We start from the raw sequence: 17,347 nt of genomic DNA on the forward strand, positions 1-17,347 counted from the left end.
ACGTCAGATAACGGCGATGTGCCATGCGCTAATGGTATTAGCGATCAGCGTTGCTGATTTCGATAAATCTCAGGCACAACAAAACCGGGAGGCAATTACTCGCCTCCCGGTCTGGTCACTCAGCCCCTGTTGCCTGGAAATCAGGCCTGGCGCTGGTGCTTGTCGATCTGCTCGTGGCGCTCTTGCGCTTCGATGCAGTACTTGGTGGTCGGGCTGATCAGCAGGCGTTTCAGGCCGATTGGCTCACCACTGTCATCACACCAGCCAAACGTATCATCGGCAATGCGCGACAGGGCCATTTCCAGTTGAGGCAGCATACGCTGATCGCGATCGATCACGTTCACCAACCAGTGACGCTCTTCTTCAACCGACGCAGCGTCGGCCGGATCGGCAGGCGTGTCCAGGCTTTCGATAGCAATGCGGCTTTGCTCGATTCGCTCGTGGATCTCGACCTTCATGCCCTGCAACAGCTCGACGAAGAAAGCTTGCTGCTCGGCGTTCATGTAGTCATCGGCCGGCATGGCCAGCAACTTTTCCTTTGTCATTTATTTCTCTATAAAAAAACGTGCATTGAGGAGCGGCTTGACGTTGTCGTAAAGCCAATAATCTCCAAGCGCCACCTGGCACTCAATTTACGAGGGGCGGCAGTCTAAGGCCGGCTTGCAGGCTCGGCAACACAAATTGAAGGGTTTTCGTACAACAATCACAGTAAAACCCCTTGGAACGCGGTTATAAAACCCACTCACGTGCGGCGTGATGAGGGTCTGACCGATGTGGAACCGATCGGTTCCTGCAAGTTTCCCGCAATATGAAACGCACAAAAGGGCCTTATAAGGCCCCTTGTGTCACGTGTATCGACTCAGCGCTTGGTCTTGCGCTTGTTGCGATATTGATCGATTACCACTGCAACTACAATGATCAAGCCCTTGATGATGTCCTGCACATAGGCATCCACCCCGATAAAGGTAAAACCGCTGGCCATCACCCCAAGGATCAGCGCACCGATCACCGTGCCGGTGATTCGTCCTACACCACCCGCAAGGCTGGTGCCGCCAATCACTGCAGCAGCGATGGCGTCCAGTTCATAGGACATGCCCATCCCGGCCTGACCGGTGGCGGCGCGTGCCGAAGCGACCACCCCTGCCAGCCCGGCGAGCAGCCCGGCAATGCTGTAGACAATGACCAGATGGCGCTTGACGTTGATCCCCGAGGTGCGTGCAGCCTGCATGTTGCCGCCGATGGCGTAAGTGTATTTGCCATATTTGGTGTAGCGCAGGGCAATGTGAAAGATAACCGCCACCACGAGAAAGATGATCACCGGCATCGCACCCTGACCAATTGCGGTGTAAGAATCAGAAAGCATGCTGACCGGCTGGCCTTCGGTGTAGAAGCGTGCCAGGCCGCGCGCAGACACCATCATGCCCAGCGTCGCGATGAATGGCGGGATGCCGGTGATGGCGATGATGCTGCCGTTGATAGCGCCGGCCAGCAGCCCGACGCCCAGCCCCACCACCACCGGAATCCATACGGGCAGATCGGTCAGTGAAGGGAACACGGCACGGGAATAGTCCGAGGTTTGCGCCAGGCTGGCAGCGATCATGGCCGACAACGCCAGAACCGAACCTGATGACAGGTCAATGCCCGTCGTGATGATCACCTGAGTCACGCCGATGGCCAACATCCCGATGATCGACACCTGAAGGATCATCAGCACCAGACGCTGCGAATTAAGCAGAAAACTCTGATCGCGCATGACCCAGCCCAACAGCTCAAACACCAGGCCGATGCCGATCAGCACCAGAAAAATGCTCAGCTCGGTGGGCAGCCGCCGTTTGCTTCTGGTCGGCGCAAGTGCCGGTTTGTTTTGCAAAATCGCGTTGCTCATGTTCGTAACCCTCTTGTTCTTTTTTTACGAGTTCCATTTACCGAACTGCGTGCTGCGCACTCAATGAACCCGGTGACCGGAGGCAAGGTGCATGACTTTTTCCTGGGTCGCCTCGCTGCGGTCGAGGATGCCCATCATTTCGCCTTCGTGCATAACCATGACCCGGTCGCTCATGCCGAGCACTTCGGGCAGTTCCGAAGAGATCATGATGACGGCCATGCCTTCGCTGGCCAGCAGCGAGATCAACCGATAGATTTCTACCTTGGCACCCACGTCGATGCCGCGCGTGGGCTCGTCGAGAATCAGCACCCGCGGGTTGGTCATCAGCCAGCGCGCCAGCAGGGCTTTTTGCTGATTGCCGCCCGACAGCGTGTCGATGCACTGCTCCAGTGACGGCGTCTTGACCCGGAGTTTCTTGCACATGTCTTCGCACAGGGCGCGCAGGGCCTTCTGTTGCACGAAGCCATTCCCCGCGTAGTTGGCCAGCACCGCCATTTCCATGTTTTCCATCACCGACAGACACGGAAACAGGCCAGTCAGCTTGCGGTCTTCGGTGAGCAATGCAAACCCCAGCTCGATGGCCTGGTGCGGATCGCCGATGCGTACCGGCTTGCCGTCGAAGTGAATCTCGCCGCTGTCACTGGGCGTGATGCCGAACAAAGTCTCGGCGACGTTGGTACGGCCTGACCCCATCAGGCCGGCAATGCCCAGAACTTCCCCGGCGCGCAGGTCGAACGACACGTCCTTGAAAATACCGCGCAGACTCAGATCGCGAACTGACAGCAGCACATCACCCGCCGGTTTGTCGCGCTGCGGAAACAACTGGGTCAGCTCGCGGCCGACCATCATTGAAATAAGGCTGTCGCCGTCCAGACTGTCAGCGCGCTGCAAGCCGATGTAAGCGCCATCGCGAAACACTGCCACTTCATCGGCGATCTCGAAGACTTCGTTCATCTTGTGGGTGATGTAGATGATGCCTTTACCCTGAGCACGCAGGTCCCCAATGATCGAAAACAGGTGTGCGACCTCGGTTTCGGTAATCGCCGAGGTCGGCTCATCCATGATCAGCACATCGGAATCGTAGGAAACGGCCTTGGCGATCTCCACCATCTGCCGCTCGGCGATGCTCAGGTTGCCGACCAGCTCTTCGGGATCAAGCCTGATGCGCAAGCGCTCCAACAGCTCGGCTGTACAGCGGTGCATTTCCCGATGATCAACCATGTGCAGTCCATTGAGCTGCTCGCGGCCGATCCAGATGTTCTCGGCAATGCTCATGAACGGCATCAGGTTCAGCTCCTGATGAATCATGGCAATACCGGCCTGCAAGGCTGAAAGCGGTGTTTCAAAGCGCACCGGCTTGCCGCGCAAACGAATTTCACCCGCGTCGGGCTGATAAATGCCTGCGATGATTTTCATTAACGTCGACTTCCCGGCCCCGTTCTCGCCCATCAGCGCCAGTACGCTGCCCGGACGCACACGAAGCTGAACATCATCGAGCGCGACCACGCCCGGAAAACCTTTGCTGATATGGCTGATTTCCAGCAAATAAGGAGACTGGGTATCTACATCACGTTGTGCGGGCGGGTGGGCAGTGGCAGAAGCGGACATGATCACAAACTCCTCAAGCGGCAGGCATGGGGAAGATCGCGGGATCCTCCCTGGCCTGTCGACTGTTGTTATTTGAACGTGGCGACATTTTCAGGTGTGATCAGGCGGTAAGGGATGACGATTGCCTGAGGCTCGACCTTCTCTTTCTTGGCCAGCTTCACAGCTGCATCGATCGCCCCGTCGGCCTGCCCCTTGGCATCCTGATAAACCGATACGGCCAGTTCGCCTTTGGTGACCGCGTTGAGGCCATCGGGTGTACCGTCTACACCGGCAACAAATACCGTGCCTTTATCAACACCGGCCTGCTTGAGCGCCATCGCGGCGCCGATGGCCATTTCGTCGTTGTTAGCGAGAACCGCATTGAATTTTCGACCTTGAGTCAGCCAGTCGTTGGTCAGGTCCATGCCTTTCTGGCGCAGCCATGTGCCGGTCTGCTCCTGATCGATCTTGATGCCAGGGTACTTGGCCAACACCTCTTTGACGCCCTTGGTGCGGTTTTGCGTGGAGTTGTTGGCCAGGTCACCCAACAGGATCATGACGCTGCCCTTGCCGCCCATCTTGTCGGCGATGTACTGCGCCTGCATCCGGCCTGCCTCAGTATCGTCCGAGGTCACGGTGGCAACGCCTTCAGGCAGTTTCGCTTCATCCGGGCGGCGGTTGACGTAAACCAGCGGGATACCGGCGGCAACGGCCTCCTTGGTGATCCGGGCGGTGGCAGCAGTGTCCACCGGATTGACGATGAGAGCGTCGACTTTCTTGTTGATGAGCTCCTTGACCTGATCGATCTGTTTATTGACGTCGGCCCGGGCGTCTACAAACTGCAGCGTCACGCCGTCAGGCATGCCCTTGGCCTTCGCTCCCATGTCCTGACGCAGGTAGGTCAACCAGGTGTCATCGAACTGCGACATGGCCACGCCGATCTTGATATCGGCCAACGCGGCACCGCTGCCCAGCATCAGCGCCATGGCCAGTGAGGTCAAAACAGTCTTGGTCTTCATGAGGATCTGTCTCCAAATTCTTGTTGTTGTTCGGATTGGGTAAAGACGTGGCGATCAGGTGGATCATTGGTGCAGGCGAATCCCGGTGGCGCCGGGAATGCAGAACAGTTGCGCGTCCTTGTGGCGCACGCACATACCGTAAGCGACGACGGTAAGAAATCGCTCCATGAGCCGGATCCAGAATGACGGGGTGACAGAATGCTTGGCGGTCAGGCCAGAGGTAGGGGTTTTCATCGACAGTACCTATCTTTTGTTTTGTTTTTGTTGGCTTGCTTCCCGTGGCCTGAAAATGATTTCAACGCCCGGTGATTCGATAGTCGGTAACCTGAAAACGACTCTATTGGAAAATATTTTCCAATTCAACTCATTTTAGAATTTTATTCCATTTCATTTTTTGTCGTTTGCAGAGATGCAGAAGCCCGACGCTTGCGAGGCGTTGGGCCGTGATGGATAGGTGTACCGCCTCGGGTCAAATATGCATCTACATCACCACAACCCGCCCTTCCTTTGCGCTCAGGCGCGCAGCGTCCATGACCTGCGCTGACGCTATCGCCTCGTGAGGGTTGACCGGGTTGGTGCCCTGCTCGTCCACGGCACATTGCAGTTGCCGGTAGAATTCAAGCCAGCAGCCGCGCTCCGAAGGCACTCGCTCACGGTGGTCGCCGTGCTCGAACCAGCCCCAGCGCCGGTGCTCTTCGACGCCCCAGCGTTCGCCCTCGGAGCGTGGCGTGAGGCCCGCAAATGCCGCTTCTTCCTGACCGTCGAGGCCGTCGACGCTGTAACAGCCTTGCGAGCCACTGACCCGGAAGCGCGGTCTGGGGGTGTTTTGCAGACAACTGCCGGACAGGTGCGAAACCACGCCATTGGCATGGGTCAACGCGACGAAAAACGTGTGATCCAGCTCGTCGTCCCGGGTGGCGAAGCGCAATTCGGCATACACCCGCTCGACCGGCCCGAACAGCACCAGCGCCTGATCAACCAGATGGCTGCCCAGATCACGCAGCATTCCCCCACCGCTGGCCTTGCCGACGGACCGGGGCGAGTAGCGTTCGATGCTCGACTCGAAGCGGCTGACGTCACCCAATACCTGGTTATCGATCAGCTTGCGCAACGTCAGGAAGTCGGAATCCCAGCGCCGATTCTGATAAACACTGAGCAGTACGCCGCGTCTCTCGGCCGCTTCTACCAGCTCACGCGCGTGCGCAGCGTCACTGGCGAAGGGCTTGTCGCTGACCACTCCGACGCCCAGCTCAATGGCCTCCAGAATCAGCGCCCGCCGAGAAGCCAGCGGAGTGGAAATGACCACCACATCGACCCCTGCGGCAACCAGTTCAGCCAGCGTGTCGAAGGTCGGCAGGCCAGGAAGATCTTTGGCCACTTCCTGCTTGCGCTCAGGTGAGCGGGTCACCACACCGACAAATGTAGCACCGGGCAAACTTGAAATAAGCGTCGCATGAAAGTAACGCCCCCCTTTGCCATAGCCCACCAGCCCTGCTCGCATGTCTATCTCCTGTGGTCCATGAGCCTCGGCCGCCATGCAGCCGCTTGATACCACTGTATCAGCGCAGCAACTCGCTTTTCACGCGCTCCAGCATGAACCGGCTTGACGCGTCGGCGCGCTCTTCCCAGGCGAAAACCGCCACGGTGGCTATGCCGTCGAACTTGATGTCCCTGAGCGTCGAGAAAAACGCGTCCCAATTGACCTCACCCTGGCCGATGTCCAGATGCTGGTGCACCGTCGCCGTCACGCCGGGTGGGTTGACGATATAACGCAGGTTGGAGGACGCACGATGATTGTAGGTATCGGCGATGATCAGGTGAGTGAGCTTGTCACCGGCATACCTGAGCATGGAAGCAATATCTCCCACGCCGTCATCGTAGAAAAAAGTGTGCGGCGCGGCGTACAGGTAGTTGATCCAGTCGCGGTCAAGCCCACGAATGATGTCTACCGACTCGTTATTGCGCTCGCAGAAGTCATAGGGGTGTGCCTGGATATCGAGCTTTATACCTTCGCGCTCGAAATGCGGCATCAATTCGTCCATGGACTTCATGAACTGATTTTCACAGACCAGTGCGTGATCGGACTGCCCGCTGAACTCAGTGTTCATCAGATCGCAGTCCATCTCCACGGCCACTTGAATGGCTCGCTTCCAGTTGCGAACCGCTGCAATACGCAGGTCTTCGTCCGGCGCCGCCCAGTGGTACAACGGCAGCAACGAAGAGAGTTTCACACCCGCATCACTCAGGGCTTTGCGAAACTCCCTGATCCGCGCCCTGTCCACGCGCGGGTATTTGTAAAACGGCATGAAGTCTTCACGCGGCGACAGTTCTATATAGTCGTAACCCAGCTCCGCGGTTTTATCGACCATCGCCCGCAGGGGGAGATGGCGGTACATGTAAGGGTCCAGTGCAATTCGCATGATGCCTCCCTTTTATTCTTGTCGAGAGATGTCTCTATTGGCGGAAAAACTGTCAGCCATAAAATGCCGGGCGCACCTCCAGCGTGACCGGCACCACGGCACCACTGTTCTGCGCCAGCACACAGGCATCGGCGGCCACGGCAGCGGCGTAGCCGTCCCAGGCGGAAGGCCCGTAGATTGTTCCTGCATTGACACCGTCGATGAAGTCTTGCAGTTCGACGTCATAGGCCGCGATGAAACGGTCCTTCCAGTCCATCAGGATCGCGTTCGACAGCTTGGCTTCGCTGCGCAGTTGCACCTGTGAGGGCTCTGGCAGTCTGGCAATGCCGCTCTCGCCCACCACTTCACACTGGATGTCGTAGCCGTACTGACAGTTGACGAAAACCTCCACGTCGATGCGTGTGCCTCTGGCGGTTTCAAGCATCACGATCTGCGGGTCTTTCATGTGCGCCAGGGCTTTGCTGGTCTTGCGCGGGAACACCACCTGCACTGACACGTAGTCGTCGTTGAGTAACCAGCGCAAGACATTCAATTCGTGGATAAGGGTGTCGGTGATCGCCATGTCGGTCTTGTAATTCTCGCCCACACGCGGGTTGCGGTGGGCGCAATGCAGCATCAGCGGCTCGCCGATCTGGCCGCTGTCGATGACCGATTTGAGGGCCCGATAGCCTTGATCATAGGGGCGCATGAAGCCCACTTGCACCAGACGTCTGCCACTCGCAATCTCGGCTTCGACAATGTGTCGGCAGCCTTTGGCAGTGACCGCCAGCGGCTTTTCGCAGAACACCGGTTTGCCCGCCGCGATGGCAGCCAGCACATACTCTTCATGGCTGGGCCCCCAGGAGCAGACCAGCACCGCCTGGACATCCGGCGCGGCGATCAGCGCATGACCATCAGCGTACACCTCGGCGCTGATGTCCAGCTCGCGGACCACCTTTGCGGCCTGCTCCAGATTGATGTCGGTAACGGCCACCACCTGACTGCCGACCAGTGTCTTGCTGCAACGCCGGATATGATCCTGACCGATTGCGCCTGTGCCGATAACGCCGAGTTTCAATGCCATTTTTATTGTCCTTTTTGGATATAGTCTTGAATGAGTCAAGCGGTCTGAACGGGCAACGCTGATCAGTACTGGCGAGCCTTGGCCAGCTCACGATTGAGCGTGTCGTACACCTGAGCGGTAGTACCGGTGGTCGACACTTCGGCAACACCGACCCGCCACCACGACAGGTATTTATGAATCATGGTCTTGGGCAGGACCTTGATATCGATCAGCGTCGATACGCTCTGGCGCCGTGCGTCGGCGAGCGCCTGATGCAACTGCTCGGCGGTACTGACCTTGTAGGTCTTGCAACCATAAGCAGCAGCGCTCATGGCGAAATCCACCGGCACAAAGTCGCCATCGAGCTTGCCTGTGTCCGGGTTGCGGAACCGGAACTCGGTGCCGAAGCTGTTCATGCCATGTTCCATCTGCAAATTGTTGATGCAGCCGAAGGTCATGTTGTCCAGCAACACCACGTTGATCTTGCGCCGTTCCTGAATCGAGGTCGCCAGCTCGGAATGCAACATCATGTAGGAGCCGTCGCCGACCAGCGCGTAGACTTCCCGCTGTGGTGCAGCGAGCTTGACGCCCAGTGCGGCATTGACCTCGTAGCCCATGCACGAGTAACCATATTCGACGTGATAGGTGTCGACCCCCGTGCTGCGCCAGGCCCGTTGCAGGTCCCCCGGCAAGCTGCCTGCGGCGGCAACAATGACCGCATCGGCGGGCAGATTCTGATTGAGAATGCCCAGTACACCGCTCTGGGTCAGGCATGAACCGGTCAGCTCAATGAAATCTCGCAACACGGCCGGGTCCATGTGGTCATTGATTTCCGGGACGAACCCCTCGTTCTGATACTCAACTGCATAAAGGCGGTCGACCTCTGCATCCAGTTCCGCACGGGCTGTCTGCGGCGCATCACCCCAGCCAGCACGATAACCGCTGGCTTGCAGGCTTTCGCTCAACGCCTGCAACGCCACCTGTGCATCGGCCAGCAACTGCACGCCATCAAGCTTCTGCGCATCGAAAGAACCCACGTTGATATTGAGGAACTGCACATTCGGGTTCTGGAACAGCCATTTGGACGCGGTGGTGAAGTCGCTGTAACGGGTGCCGACACCGATAATCAGGTCAGCCTCTTTCGCCAGCCGATTGGCCGCCACTGTGCCGGTTTCGCCAATACCGCCCATGTTCAGCGGGTGCGCCGAAACGATGGCGCTCTTGCCTGCCTGGGTCTCTGCGAAAGGAATATCGAAGCGCTCGGCGAAAGCTTGCAGTGCATCAGCCGCGCCGGAGTAACGCACACCACCGCCGCAGATCAGCAAAGGCTTGCGGGTGCTGGCCAAGAGCGCCAAGGCGTCGTCGAGCATGGCCTGGCTGGGCGGGCGGCGGTCGATGCGATGCACGCGTTTTTGCAGAAAACTGTCGGGGTAATCGTAAGCCTCGGCCTGCACATCCTGCGGCAGCGCCAAGGTGACAGCGCCCGTCTCGGCCGGATCAGTCAGCACGCGCATGGCATTGAGCGCCGCGCTCATCAACTGCTCGGGTCGGTTGATACGGTCCCAGTATTTGCTCACGGCCTTGAAGGCATCGTTGGTGCTGATGCTCAAGTCATGGAATTGCTCGATCTGTTGCAGCACCGGATCGGGCTGACGGCTGGCGTAGACATCACCTGGCAACAACAGTAACGGAATACGGTTGGCCGACGCGGTGGCAGCCGCAGTGATCATGTTGGCCGCACCCGGACCCACCGAGGAGCTGCAGGCGTAGATTTTGCGACGCAGATGCTGTTTGGCAAAACCGATGGCGGCGTGGCACATGCCCTGCTCGTTACGGCCTTGGTGAACAACCAGTTCGCCGCTGTCCTGTTCCAGTGCCTGCCCCAGGCCCAGCACGTTGCCGTGGCCAAAGATGGTAAAAATGCCAGCGACGAACTTGCTCTGCACGCCGTCGACTTCGACATACTGGTTATCGAGAAACTTTACCAGGGCCTGAGCCATGGTCAGTCGGGTTGTACTCATGTTCGCACCTTGTTCTTGTTTGAGGTGGTCTGGATCAGCTGAATTCAGGGGCGGTGAGCAACCGCGCGGGACACATGTGCCATGCTCGCCGAGATCGCCGGAGCGATATCGTCCAGCGCATGGACACTTTCGGCAAACGGCTCAAAAGACAGGTGTCCGTGATAGCCGCCGTCCAGCAAGCGCTCGATCTGCGCGGCATTGCCCAGGATGTCAGCGTCCCCCACCAGCACGCGATGACCGTCGCGAATGCTGTTGAGCGGAGCCTGTGCATCCTCGACCCCGGAAATATGCACCAGCCCGGTCAGTTCCGGGAACAGCTCGACTTCGCCGGCCAGATGATGATGGAAGGTGTCATGCACCAAGCGGTAGACATCCAGCCCGCCGACGGCCCTGATCGCGTCTACCGCCTGACGCTTGAAGCGCAACGCGCACTCCTCGAAGCCCAGCGGTTCGACGAAGCCGAGAATGCCGTGATCCCGGAGGATCGGGGCCAATGCGGTCAACGCCGTGCGTAACCCCGAAGCGCGCTGCGCAGCGTTACGCGGATCGGAACGGTCATTGAGCGGGCACAGCACCAGCCCACGCGCGCCGCAATCACGAGCGTATTGCGCCAGCTTTATTGCCTGGGCACTGCGTTCGTCATCCCAGACATCAAACGGGTACAGCGCATTGATGGACAGAACCTGCACGCCTTTGCGCGCACATGACTCGCGTACAGTCTCAGGTGAGGTACCGTCCTCAATCTCGATGCCGTTGAGGTCGTTGCGAATCTCGATGGCGTCGGCACCGAGGCTGACGGTCATGTCTAAAAAGGCCTCCAGCGAAAGGCGCGGTGCAACCATTCGGTTCAGGGCGAAGCGCAGGGGTTGATTCATTATTTTTGTTCTCCGCAACATTCCATTGATAAAAACCACCCGTTGGTAAACGCTACTTGGCAGTAGGCATACTGAATTCCGGCCCTTTGGCAATACTGTCCGGCCAGCGCTGCATGACGCTCTTGTAGCGGCTATAAAAGCGCAGGCCTTCTTCGCCATAGGCATGGTGATCACCGAACAGTGAACGCTTCCAGCCACCAAACGAATGCCAGGCCATGGGCACCGGAATCGGCACGTTGATACCGACCATGCCCACTTTGATGCTGCGGGCGAACGCACGGGCCACGCCGCCATCGCTGGTGAAGCACGACACACCGTTGCCGAACTCGTGGGCATTGATCAGCTCGACCGCGCTGGCGAAATCCGCCACGTGCACAATGCCCAGCACCGGGCCAAAGATTTCTTCCTTGTAGATCTGCATCTGCGGCGTAACGTTATCGAACAGCGTCGCCCCGACGAAGAAGCCCTGCTCGGCACCAGGCACACTGAAATTACGGCCATCGACAATCAGCTTCGCACCCTCTTTTACGCCCTGATCGATGAAACCCTCGACCTTGGCCTTGTGTACGGCAGTCACCAGCGGCCCCATGTCCGAATCGGCCTGCATGCCATTGCCGACCTTGAGCTGCTCGATGCGCGGCAGCAGCTTGTCGATCAATTGCTGGCCCACGTCACCCACCACCACGGCAATGGAGATGGCCATGCAACGCTCGCCGGCCGAACCATAAGCCGCGCCGATCAAGGCGTCGGCGGCCTGATCCAGGTCCGCATCGGGCATCACGATCATGTGATTCTTGGCCCCGCCCAGCGCCTGCACGCGCTTGCCGTGGGCGGTACCCTGCTGATGGATGTACTCGGCAATCGGGGTCGAGCCGACAAACGAAATCGCTTCGATGTCAGGATGCTGCAGCAAGGCATCGACCGCCACCTTGTCGCCCTGTACCACGTTGAATACACCGTCAGGCAACCCGGCCTCTTTCAACAGCCGCGCCATCAAAAGGCTGGCGGATGGATCACGTTCGGACGGTTTGAGAATGAAGCAGTTACCGGTTACCAGCGCCATGGGGATCATCCACAGCGGCACCATGACCGGGAAGTTGAACGGCGTGACCCCAGCGCAGACGCCCAGCGGCTGACGCAGGTTCCAGTTATCGATACCACCACCAATGTTGTCACTGAAATCACTTTTCAGCAGGCTCGGGGCACCGCAGGCAAACTCGACAATCTCGATGCCGCGTACCACTTCGCCACGTGCATCGGACAGCACTTTGCCGTGCTCGCGACAGACGATTTGCGCCAGTTCATCGTGGTGCCGGTCCAGCAATTCCTTGAACTTGAACATCACCCGCGCCCGGCGCAGTGAAGACTGATCGGCCCAACCTGGAAAGGCCGCTTTAGCCGCTGCAACCGCGTCGTCCACCGTCTGGACGCTGGCCAGCGCTACTCGTGCCTGAACCGTGCCGATAGCCGGGTTGAAAACCTCGCTGTAGCGCTGCCCATCGCCGTCGTTCAGGTGCCCGTTGATGTAATGGCCAATCACCGGTGACTCGCTCATGTGCATGACTCCGAAGCAAAAAGAGGATTAAAGATCCAGCAGCCAACTGTGCTGCGGATCGTTATTGAACTGCCAGGCGCGCGTGGGGCCAGCCATGACGTTCAAGTAATAGGATTCGTAACCATAAGGGACGGAAACAGGGTGATAGCCCTTGGGCACGGTCACCAGATCGTTGTTTTCCACGGCCATCGCCTGATCGATGCTGCGATCGTCGGTGTAGACACGCTGGAAAACGAAACCCTGAGGCGGGTTGACCATGTGGTAATAGGTTTCTTCGAGAAAGCTCTCGTGCGGCAGATTGTCCCTGTCGTGTTTGTGCGGCGGGTAGCTGGAAGAATGCCCGGAAGGCGTTCGCACCTCGACAACCAGCAGCGAATGCGCCGGTTCGGTATCCGGCAGAATGTCGCACACGTAGCGGGTGTTAGCGCCTTTGCCACGTACGCTGCGCTTCATGCTGCCGGGCAGGATCAAGCGTGCCGGGAGCTGTTTGCCCGCATCACCCGGAGCGCGGCACACCCCCAGATGCACGGGCCCGCGAGCAACCACCTCAACCTGACTGTGCGGTGGCAGGTAAACCGCAAACGGTGACTTTTCTTCAAACACAGACTCTCGGTCGCCGATGTTTTCCCAACTGAACGCGCCCTGCCCAGGTGCCTCGCCACTGACACTGACGTGACCGCCGAGCAGCACCACGCACAGCTCGTTTTCTTCGGCGCTCAGAGATAAGCGCTCGCCACCCTCCAGCCGATAGGCAGCAAAGCCCACGTATTCAAGGGCGCCTGGTGCAAGCGCCACGATGTCGCGGCCCTGGGGTTTGCTTTTGGTCAGCAGACTCATGATTCAATCCTCCTTATCGCGCATCCGCCAGCAACTGGCGCAGGGTGTCATAGCCTTTTTTGGCGTACACATAGCTGGGCGCTACTGCCGGGTCCTGCTCGGCCTCGACCACCAGCCAGCCGCTGTAGTCCGCCTGAAGCAGCACCTTGAGCAGCGCCGAAAAATCGATGTCGCCGTCGCCCGGCACGGTGAAAGTGCCGTTGATGATGCAGTCCGGAAAGCTCCACAGATTGTTGCGTGCCAGTTGCACCACCGGCTTGCGCACGTCCTTGAAATGCACGTGACAGACGCGCTCGATATGTTTGCTCAACACCTGCAAGGGCTCACCGCCGCCCATGTAGCAATGCCCGGAATCGAACAGCAGCCCGACTTCAGTGCCGGTCAGCGCCATCAGTTTGTCGATGTCCTGGGGCGATTCGATGTAGGCGCCCATGTGGTGGTGATACGCCAGACGCACCCCGTGCGACAGCGTGAAACGCGCCAGCTCGGTGAGTTTTTCAGCGTACTCGCGCCAGGCTTGATCGCTGTGAAAACGCGGTCGTTCGACCAAGGGAATACGCTGGCCCTGAATCGAATCGGCCACTTCGCCATACACCAGCACCGACGCGCCGTTTTCGGCGAGCAACTGCACATGCGGAGTAATGGCTTCGATTTCTTCGGCCACCGAACGCCGCGCAAGACGGCTTGAATACCAGCCCGACACCAGCGCCAGGTCGTAGGGCCGCAGCACATCGCCGACGCCCTTGGCGTCCTTGGGAAACTTGCCGTTGAGCTCGAAACCTTCATAACCGATGGCTTTGCCTTCACTCAGCGCGGTGCTTAAAGGCGTCTCTCCGCCGAGGGCCGGCAAGTCGTCGTTGCTCCAGGAGATCGGATTGATGCCGATACGGATCTTGGGTGTGGAAGCTGAAACAGGCATGGCTGCACCTTTTTTGTTGTTATCGCAACATCAGTTCGAGAAAGGGTCAGGCGCGGCTTTCGCGCCATGACTCGATCAGCCAGTTGAACGTGCCTTGTACACGGCTGACCAACGCTGCATCGTCGATTTCTCCGGCCATCCAGGCCCGGCTGGGCTCACGAAAAATTGTCCGGCCCACAGCAAAACCCTTGCAGGTATGGCTGTTGCGAGCCTGTGCAAACCCTTCTGCGAGTTCTTCAACCGGTGCGTTGAGCCCCAGCAGCACCACGCCACGGCAATACGGATCGCGCTGTTGGATCAGTTCGTCCAGTTGCTGCCAGACCTCGGCACTCTGCGCCTCGATCTTCCACCATGCGGGGTAGATACCCAGGTTGTAGAGGCGCTTCACGGCACGAACCATTACATCCGGATAGGGCGACGGATGATCCTTGGGCGGGATGATCTCCAGCAGCAACTCATGGCCGCTGACTTTCGAGGCGTCGTACAGCGCCTTGATCTGCGCTTCCTGTTCCAGACGCAGCATCGGTTCGTCGTCAGGGTGATATTGCACCAGGCACTTGATGATCTGCTCCTGCGGCCAATTGATCAGATTGCTGCCGATGGAGCGCCCATGCTCGAAGGCCAGCGGTCTTGAACCCTGCACTTCCACAGGCCGCGCGATCCACCAGCCTCGCCCGGTAGCAGCGTTGAGTGCATCCTGGCCGAAGCGTTGATCAGCAAGCACGCCCACGTCAGCTTCGATACCCCGTTTGTGCAAGTCGGCTTCCACTCGCTCAACCGCTTGTACAAACAGTTTTTTGAGCTGGCTGATGCTGTTCAGATCACGTCCGGCCTGCTGCGCCAGTTCGACCAGCTGGCCGCGGTGATCGAACGCGAATATGAACAGTTGCTTCCATTGTTTGCGCGCCACGCTGACCTGATGCAGGCGTTGCAAGGCGACATCCTGATCCGGACGGGTAATCGGCTCGGGGCTGTTGAACAGGTAATCGAGTTCGGCAGGCGTTGGCATTGCAGGCGCACACGCATGGCGTGAGACCACCAGCCCGCCGCAAGCATTGGCCAGTTGGCAGCAACGCTCATCACTTGCATCGTTGAGCCAGCCACTGAGAAAACCGGACATGAACGCATCGCCAGCGCCCAGTACGTTAAGTACTTCAACCCGAACCCCCGGGTAGATAGCACCGTCTTCAAGCCGCGCAGGAATGGCGCCGTGAAGCACCGTGCAACCTTGCGGACCGAGCTTGACCACCAGCGTCGCGGCGGTGAATTCACGCACGGTGCGCAAGGCAGTGAGCAGGTCGTTGGCACCGCCGGCGATCAAAAATTCTTCTTCGGTGCCGACGATCAGGTCGAAGCGCGGCAGGATGCGCTGCACATGCTGGCTGACGTGCTGATCGGCGACAAAACGCGTCTCGCCATCGGCCTTGCCTGCCAGCCCCCAGAGCACCGGACGATAGTCGATATCCAGAACGCGTTTGACGTTGTGTTTTTCCGCGTAATCCAGCGCTTGACTACTGGCCTTGAACACCTGCTCAGTGGAGAAATGTGTGCCGGTGATCAGCAATGCCTTGCTGGAGGCGATCTGTTGCTCATCGATGTCTTCTGCGCGCAGGGCCATGTCGGCGCAGTTCTCGCGGTAGAACACCAAAGGGAACGTTTCACGGTCTTTCAGACCCAGCAGTACCATAGCGGTCAGACGTTCGGGATCTCGTTTTATAGCACTGACATCACAGCCTTCACGCGCCAGCGACTCGATCAGAAAGCGCCCCATGTGGTCGTCGCCCACCCGGCTGAGCATGGCTGTTTTCAAACCCAGCCTGGCCGTGCCGAAGGCGATGTTGGCGGATGAGCCGCCGAGGTACTTTGCGAAGCTGGACACATCTTCGAGTGGTGCGCCTACTTGCTGCGCGTAGAGATCGACGCCCAGGCGTCCGAGGCAAATCAGATCCAACTGACGCCCAGTGGCAAAGCGAGTCTGGCCCATGGTGGCTCCTGTTATTTTTATCAGCCTGGAGCGCGCACATCAGGTGCACGCGCTGCCGTTGTGAATGCAGCCTAAAACGTCGCGAAGCATCAATCAATATTTATTCTATAATTATTTTTAGTGGAATATTTTTTCTACATCAAAGGTCATGCGCTGTCACAATCTGCCAGCAGGTGAGATATAGTCGCCAGTGCTGCTGAAAACAGCCTCTATCAGCAGGGACATGAACCGATGCGTGCCCCGAAAAGAACAAGCAGAAAGGATTTGAATATGACCAGCGCCGATCCGCCTACTCTTGCCGAGGCGAGTGTCGACATGCCGCCCAGCAGTGCCGAAGGTCTGCTACGGTTGATCACCGACGAGTACGAAAGCCTGCCCCGCCAGCTCAAACGCATCGCCAGTTACATGAGCCAGCAGAGCGACCGGATCATGGTCGACCGGATCAGCGATATCGCCCGTGAATGCGAGGTTCATCCGTCGGCTATCGTGCGCTTTTCGCAGCGCTTCGGGTTCAGTGGCTTCAGCGAAATGCAGACGCTGTTTCGTGAGGCTTATACGCACAAGACCACGCCGGTACAGAATTACCAGCAGCGCATCCGCAGCATGATCGCCAACAAGTCGCAAAAAGCCAGCGCAGGCGATCTGGCCCGCGAATGTGTGGATGCGACCCTGTCCGGGCTGGAACGCCTGAGCGCCGAACTGGATGACATCGAGTTTGAAAAGGCCGTGGATCTGGTGGTCAACGCCGACAATATCTATGTGGTGGGTGTCCGGCGCTCGTTCGCGGTGGCGGACTATCTGGTTTACAACCTGCAACACACCAACAAACGCATCCACCTGATTTCAGGGCTGGGCGGCAGTTATCGCGAGCAGATGCGCAGCGTGCGTGCCAATGATCTGGTGATTGCGATCAGCTTTACGCCCTACGGCAAGGAAACCCAGCACTGTCTGCGCATTGCCCAGCACCATCAGGCCAAGACCCTGATCATTACCGACAGCAACCTGTCGCCACTGGCCAAACGCGCCAACTCGGTATTGCTGGTCAACGAAGGCAGCTCATTTGCCTTCCGCTCACTGAGCGCGACACTGTGCCTGTGCCAGGCGCTGTTCATTGCCGTGGCGTATCGCCTGGAACTGAAAGTTGACGAGATACATGAGCAGGTGGGGTTTGATGATTGAAGGCAGGGATCAGTCTTAATGATC

General features: G+C 58.5%; 14 protein-coding genes. 1 reads left to right on the forward strand and 13 read right to left on the reverse strand.

Annotated elements, in window-relative coordinates; all coding sequences use genetic code 11:
* Positions 1–140: 140 nt before the first annotated feature.
* The 13 genes from N018_RS15995 to N018_RS16055 all read right to left on the reverse strand — a co-directional run bounded on the left by N018_RS15995 (position 141) and on the right by N018_RS16055 (position 16,144).
* Positions 141–545: a TraR/DksA family transcriptional regulator gene (locus N018_RS15995; protein WP_024645524.1), complete on the reverse strand. Its 405-nt coding sequence runs from the start codon at positions 543–545 to the stop codon at positions 141–143.
* Between the two features lie 314 nt (positions 546–859).
* Positions 860–1,885 (reverse strand): ABC transporter permease, encoded by a 1,026-nt coding sequence (locus tag N018_RS16000; RefSeq protein ID WP_024645525.1) that lies wholly within the window; start codon positions 1,883–1,885, stop codon positions 860–862.
* 60 nt (positions 1,886–1,945) lie between these two features.
* Complete coding sequence (locus N018_RS16005) at positions 1,946–3,493, reverse strand: sugar ABC transporter ATP-binding protein (RefSeq protein ID WP_024645526.1); 1,548 nt, start codon at positions 3,491–3,493, stop codon at positions 1,946–1,948.
* Between the two features lie 68 nt (positions 3,494–3,561).
* Entirely contained in the window at positions 3,562–4,491 is a 930-nt protein-coding gene (locus N018_RS16010; RefSeq protein WP_024645527.1) for a sugar ABC transporter substrate-binding protein, read from the reverse strand.
* A 481-nt stretch (positions 4,492–4,972) separates the two neighbouring features.
* Positions 4,973–5,992, reverse strand: coding sequence for a Gfo/Idh/MocA family protein (locus N018_RS16015; RefSeq protein WP_025390192.1), 1,020 nt, complete (start codon positions 5,990–5,992; stop codon positions 4,973–4,975).
* A 58-nt stretch (positions 5,993–6,050) separates the two neighbouring features.
* A complete protein-coding gene (locus N018_RS16020; protein WP_024645529.1) occupies positions 6,051–6,911 on the reverse strand; it encodes a sugar phosphate isomerase/epimerase family protein in 861 nt (286 codons plus the stop codon).
* 52 nt (positions 6,912–6,963) lie between these two features.
* Entirely contained in the window at positions 6,964–7,974 is a 1,011-nt protein-coding gene (locus N018_RS16025; protein WP_024645530.1) for a Gfo/Idh/MocA family protein, read from the reverse strand.
* Positions 7,975–8,036: 62 nt separating this feature from the next.
* Positions 8,037–9,974 (reverse strand): 3D-(3,5/4)-trihydroxycyclohexane-1,2-dione acylhydrolase (decyclizing), encoded by a 1,938-nt coding sequence (iolD, locus tag N018_RS16030; RefSeq protein ID WP_025390193.1) that lies wholly within the window; start codon positions 9,972–9,974, stop codon positions 8,037–8,039.
* Positions 9,975–10,018: 44 nt separating this feature from the next.
* Positions 10,019–10,849, reverse strand: coding sequence for a TIM barrel protein (locus tag N018_RS16035; protein WP_025390194.1), 831 nt, complete (start codon positions 10,847–10,849; stop codon positions 10,019–10,021).
* Positions 10,850–10,901: 52 nt separating this feature from the next.
* Positions 10,902–12,404: a CoA-acylating methylmalonate-semialdehyde dehydrogenase gene (locus N018_RS16040; protein WP_025390195.1), complete on the reverse strand. Its 1,503-nt coding sequence runs from the start codon at positions 12,402–12,404 to the stop codon at positions 10,902–10,904.
* A 27-nt stretch (positions 12,405–12,431) separates the two neighbouring features.
* Positions 12,432–13,241, reverse strand: coding sequence for a 5-deoxy-glucuronate isomerase (iolB, locus tag N018_RS16045; RefSeq protein ID WP_025390196.1), 810 nt, complete (start codon positions 13,239–13,241; stop codon positions 12,432–12,434).
* A 13-nt stretch (positions 13,242–13,254) separates the two neighbouring features.
* Complete coding sequence (gene iolE / locus N018_RS16050) at positions 13,255–14,160, reverse strand: myo-inosose-2 dehydratase (protein ID WP_025390197.1); 906 nt, start codon at positions 14,158–14,160, stop codon at positions 13,255–13,257.
* Between the two features lie 46 nt (positions 14,161–14,206).
* Positions 14,207–16,144: a bifunctional 5-dehydro-2-deoxygluconokinase/5-dehydro-2-deoxyphosphogluconate aldolase gene (locus N018_RS16055; RefSeq protein WP_025390198.1), complete on the reverse strand. Its 1,938-nt coding sequence runs from the start codon at positions 16,142–16,144 to the stop codon at positions 14,207–14,209.
* A gap of 270 nt (positions 16,145–16,414) precedes the next feature.
* Here N018_RS16055 and N018_RS16060 point away from each other — a divergent pair, with 270 nt between their 5' ends.
* Entirely contained in the window at positions 16,415–17,323 is a 909-nt protein-coding gene (locus tag N018_RS16060) for a MurR/RpiR family transcriptional regulator (RefSeq protein ID WP_025390199.1), read from the forward strand.
* Positions 17,324–17,347: the final 24 nt, after the last annotated feature.

Origin of the sequence: Pseudomonas syringae CC1557 (assembly GCF_000452705.1) — a bacterium.
GTDB classification, from domain to species: domain Bacteria; phylum Pseudomonadota; class Gammaproteobacteria; order Pseudomonadales; family Pseudomonadaceae; genus Aquipseudomonas; species Aquipseudomonas syringae_F.

Bases quoted from the DNA above. Each gene is read 5' to 3' on its own strand.
- N018_RS15995 (WP_024645524.1), bottom strand. From the start codon at position 545: ATGACAAAGGAAAAGTTGCTGGCCATGCCGGCCGATGACTACATGAAC.
- N018_RS16000 (WP_024645525.1), bottom strand. From the start codon at position 1,885: ATGAGCAACGCGATTTTGCAAAACAAACCGGCACTTGCGCCGACCAGA.
- N018_RS16005 (WP_024645526.1), bottom strand. From the start codon at position 3,493: ATGTCCGCTTCTGCCACTGCCCACCCGCCCGCACAACGTGATGTAGAT.
- N018_RS16010 (WP_024645527.1), bottom strand. From the start codon at position 4,491: ATGAAGACCAAGACTGTTTTGACCTCACTGGCCATGGCGCTGATGCTG.
- N018_RS16015 (WP_025390192.1), bottom strand. From the start codon at position 5,992: ATGCGAGCAGGGCTGGTGGGCTATGGCAAAGGGGGGCGTTACTTTCAT.
- N018_RS16020 (WP_024645529.1), bottom strand. From the start codon at position 6,911: ATGCGAATTGCACTGGACCCTTACATGTACCGCCATCTCCCCCTGCGG.
- N018_RS16025 (WP_024645530.1), bottom strand. From the start codon at position 7,974: ATGGCATTGAAACTCGGCGTTATCGGCACAGGCGCAATCGGTCAGGAT.
- iolD (WP_025390193.1), bottom strand. From the start codon at position 9,974: ATGAGTACAACCCGACTGACCATGGCTCAGGCCCTGGTAAAGTTTCTC.
- N018_RS16035 (WP_025390194.1), bottom strand. From the start codon at position 10,849: ATGAATCAACCCCTGCGCTTCGCCCTGAACCGAATGGTTGCACCGCGC.
- N018_RS16040 (WP_025390195.1), bottom strand. From the start codon at position 12,404: ATGAGCGAGTCACCGGTGATTGGCCATTACATCAACGGGCACCTGAAC.
- iolB (WP_025390196.1), bottom strand. From the start codon at position 13,241: ATGAGTCTGCTGACCAAAAGCAAACCCCAGGGCCGCGACATCGTGGCG.
- iolE (WP_025390197.1), bottom strand. From the start codon at position 14,160: ATGCCTGTTTCAGCTTCCACACCCAAGATCCGTATCGGCATCAATCCG.
- N018_RS16055 (WP_025390198.1), bottom strand. From the start codon at position 16,144: ATGGGCCAGACTCGCTTTGCCACTGGGCGTCAGTTGGATCTGATTTGC.
- N018_RS16060 (WP_025390199.1), top strand. From the start codon at position 16,415: ATGACCAGCGCCGATCCGCCTACTCTTGCCGAGGCGAGTGTCGACATG.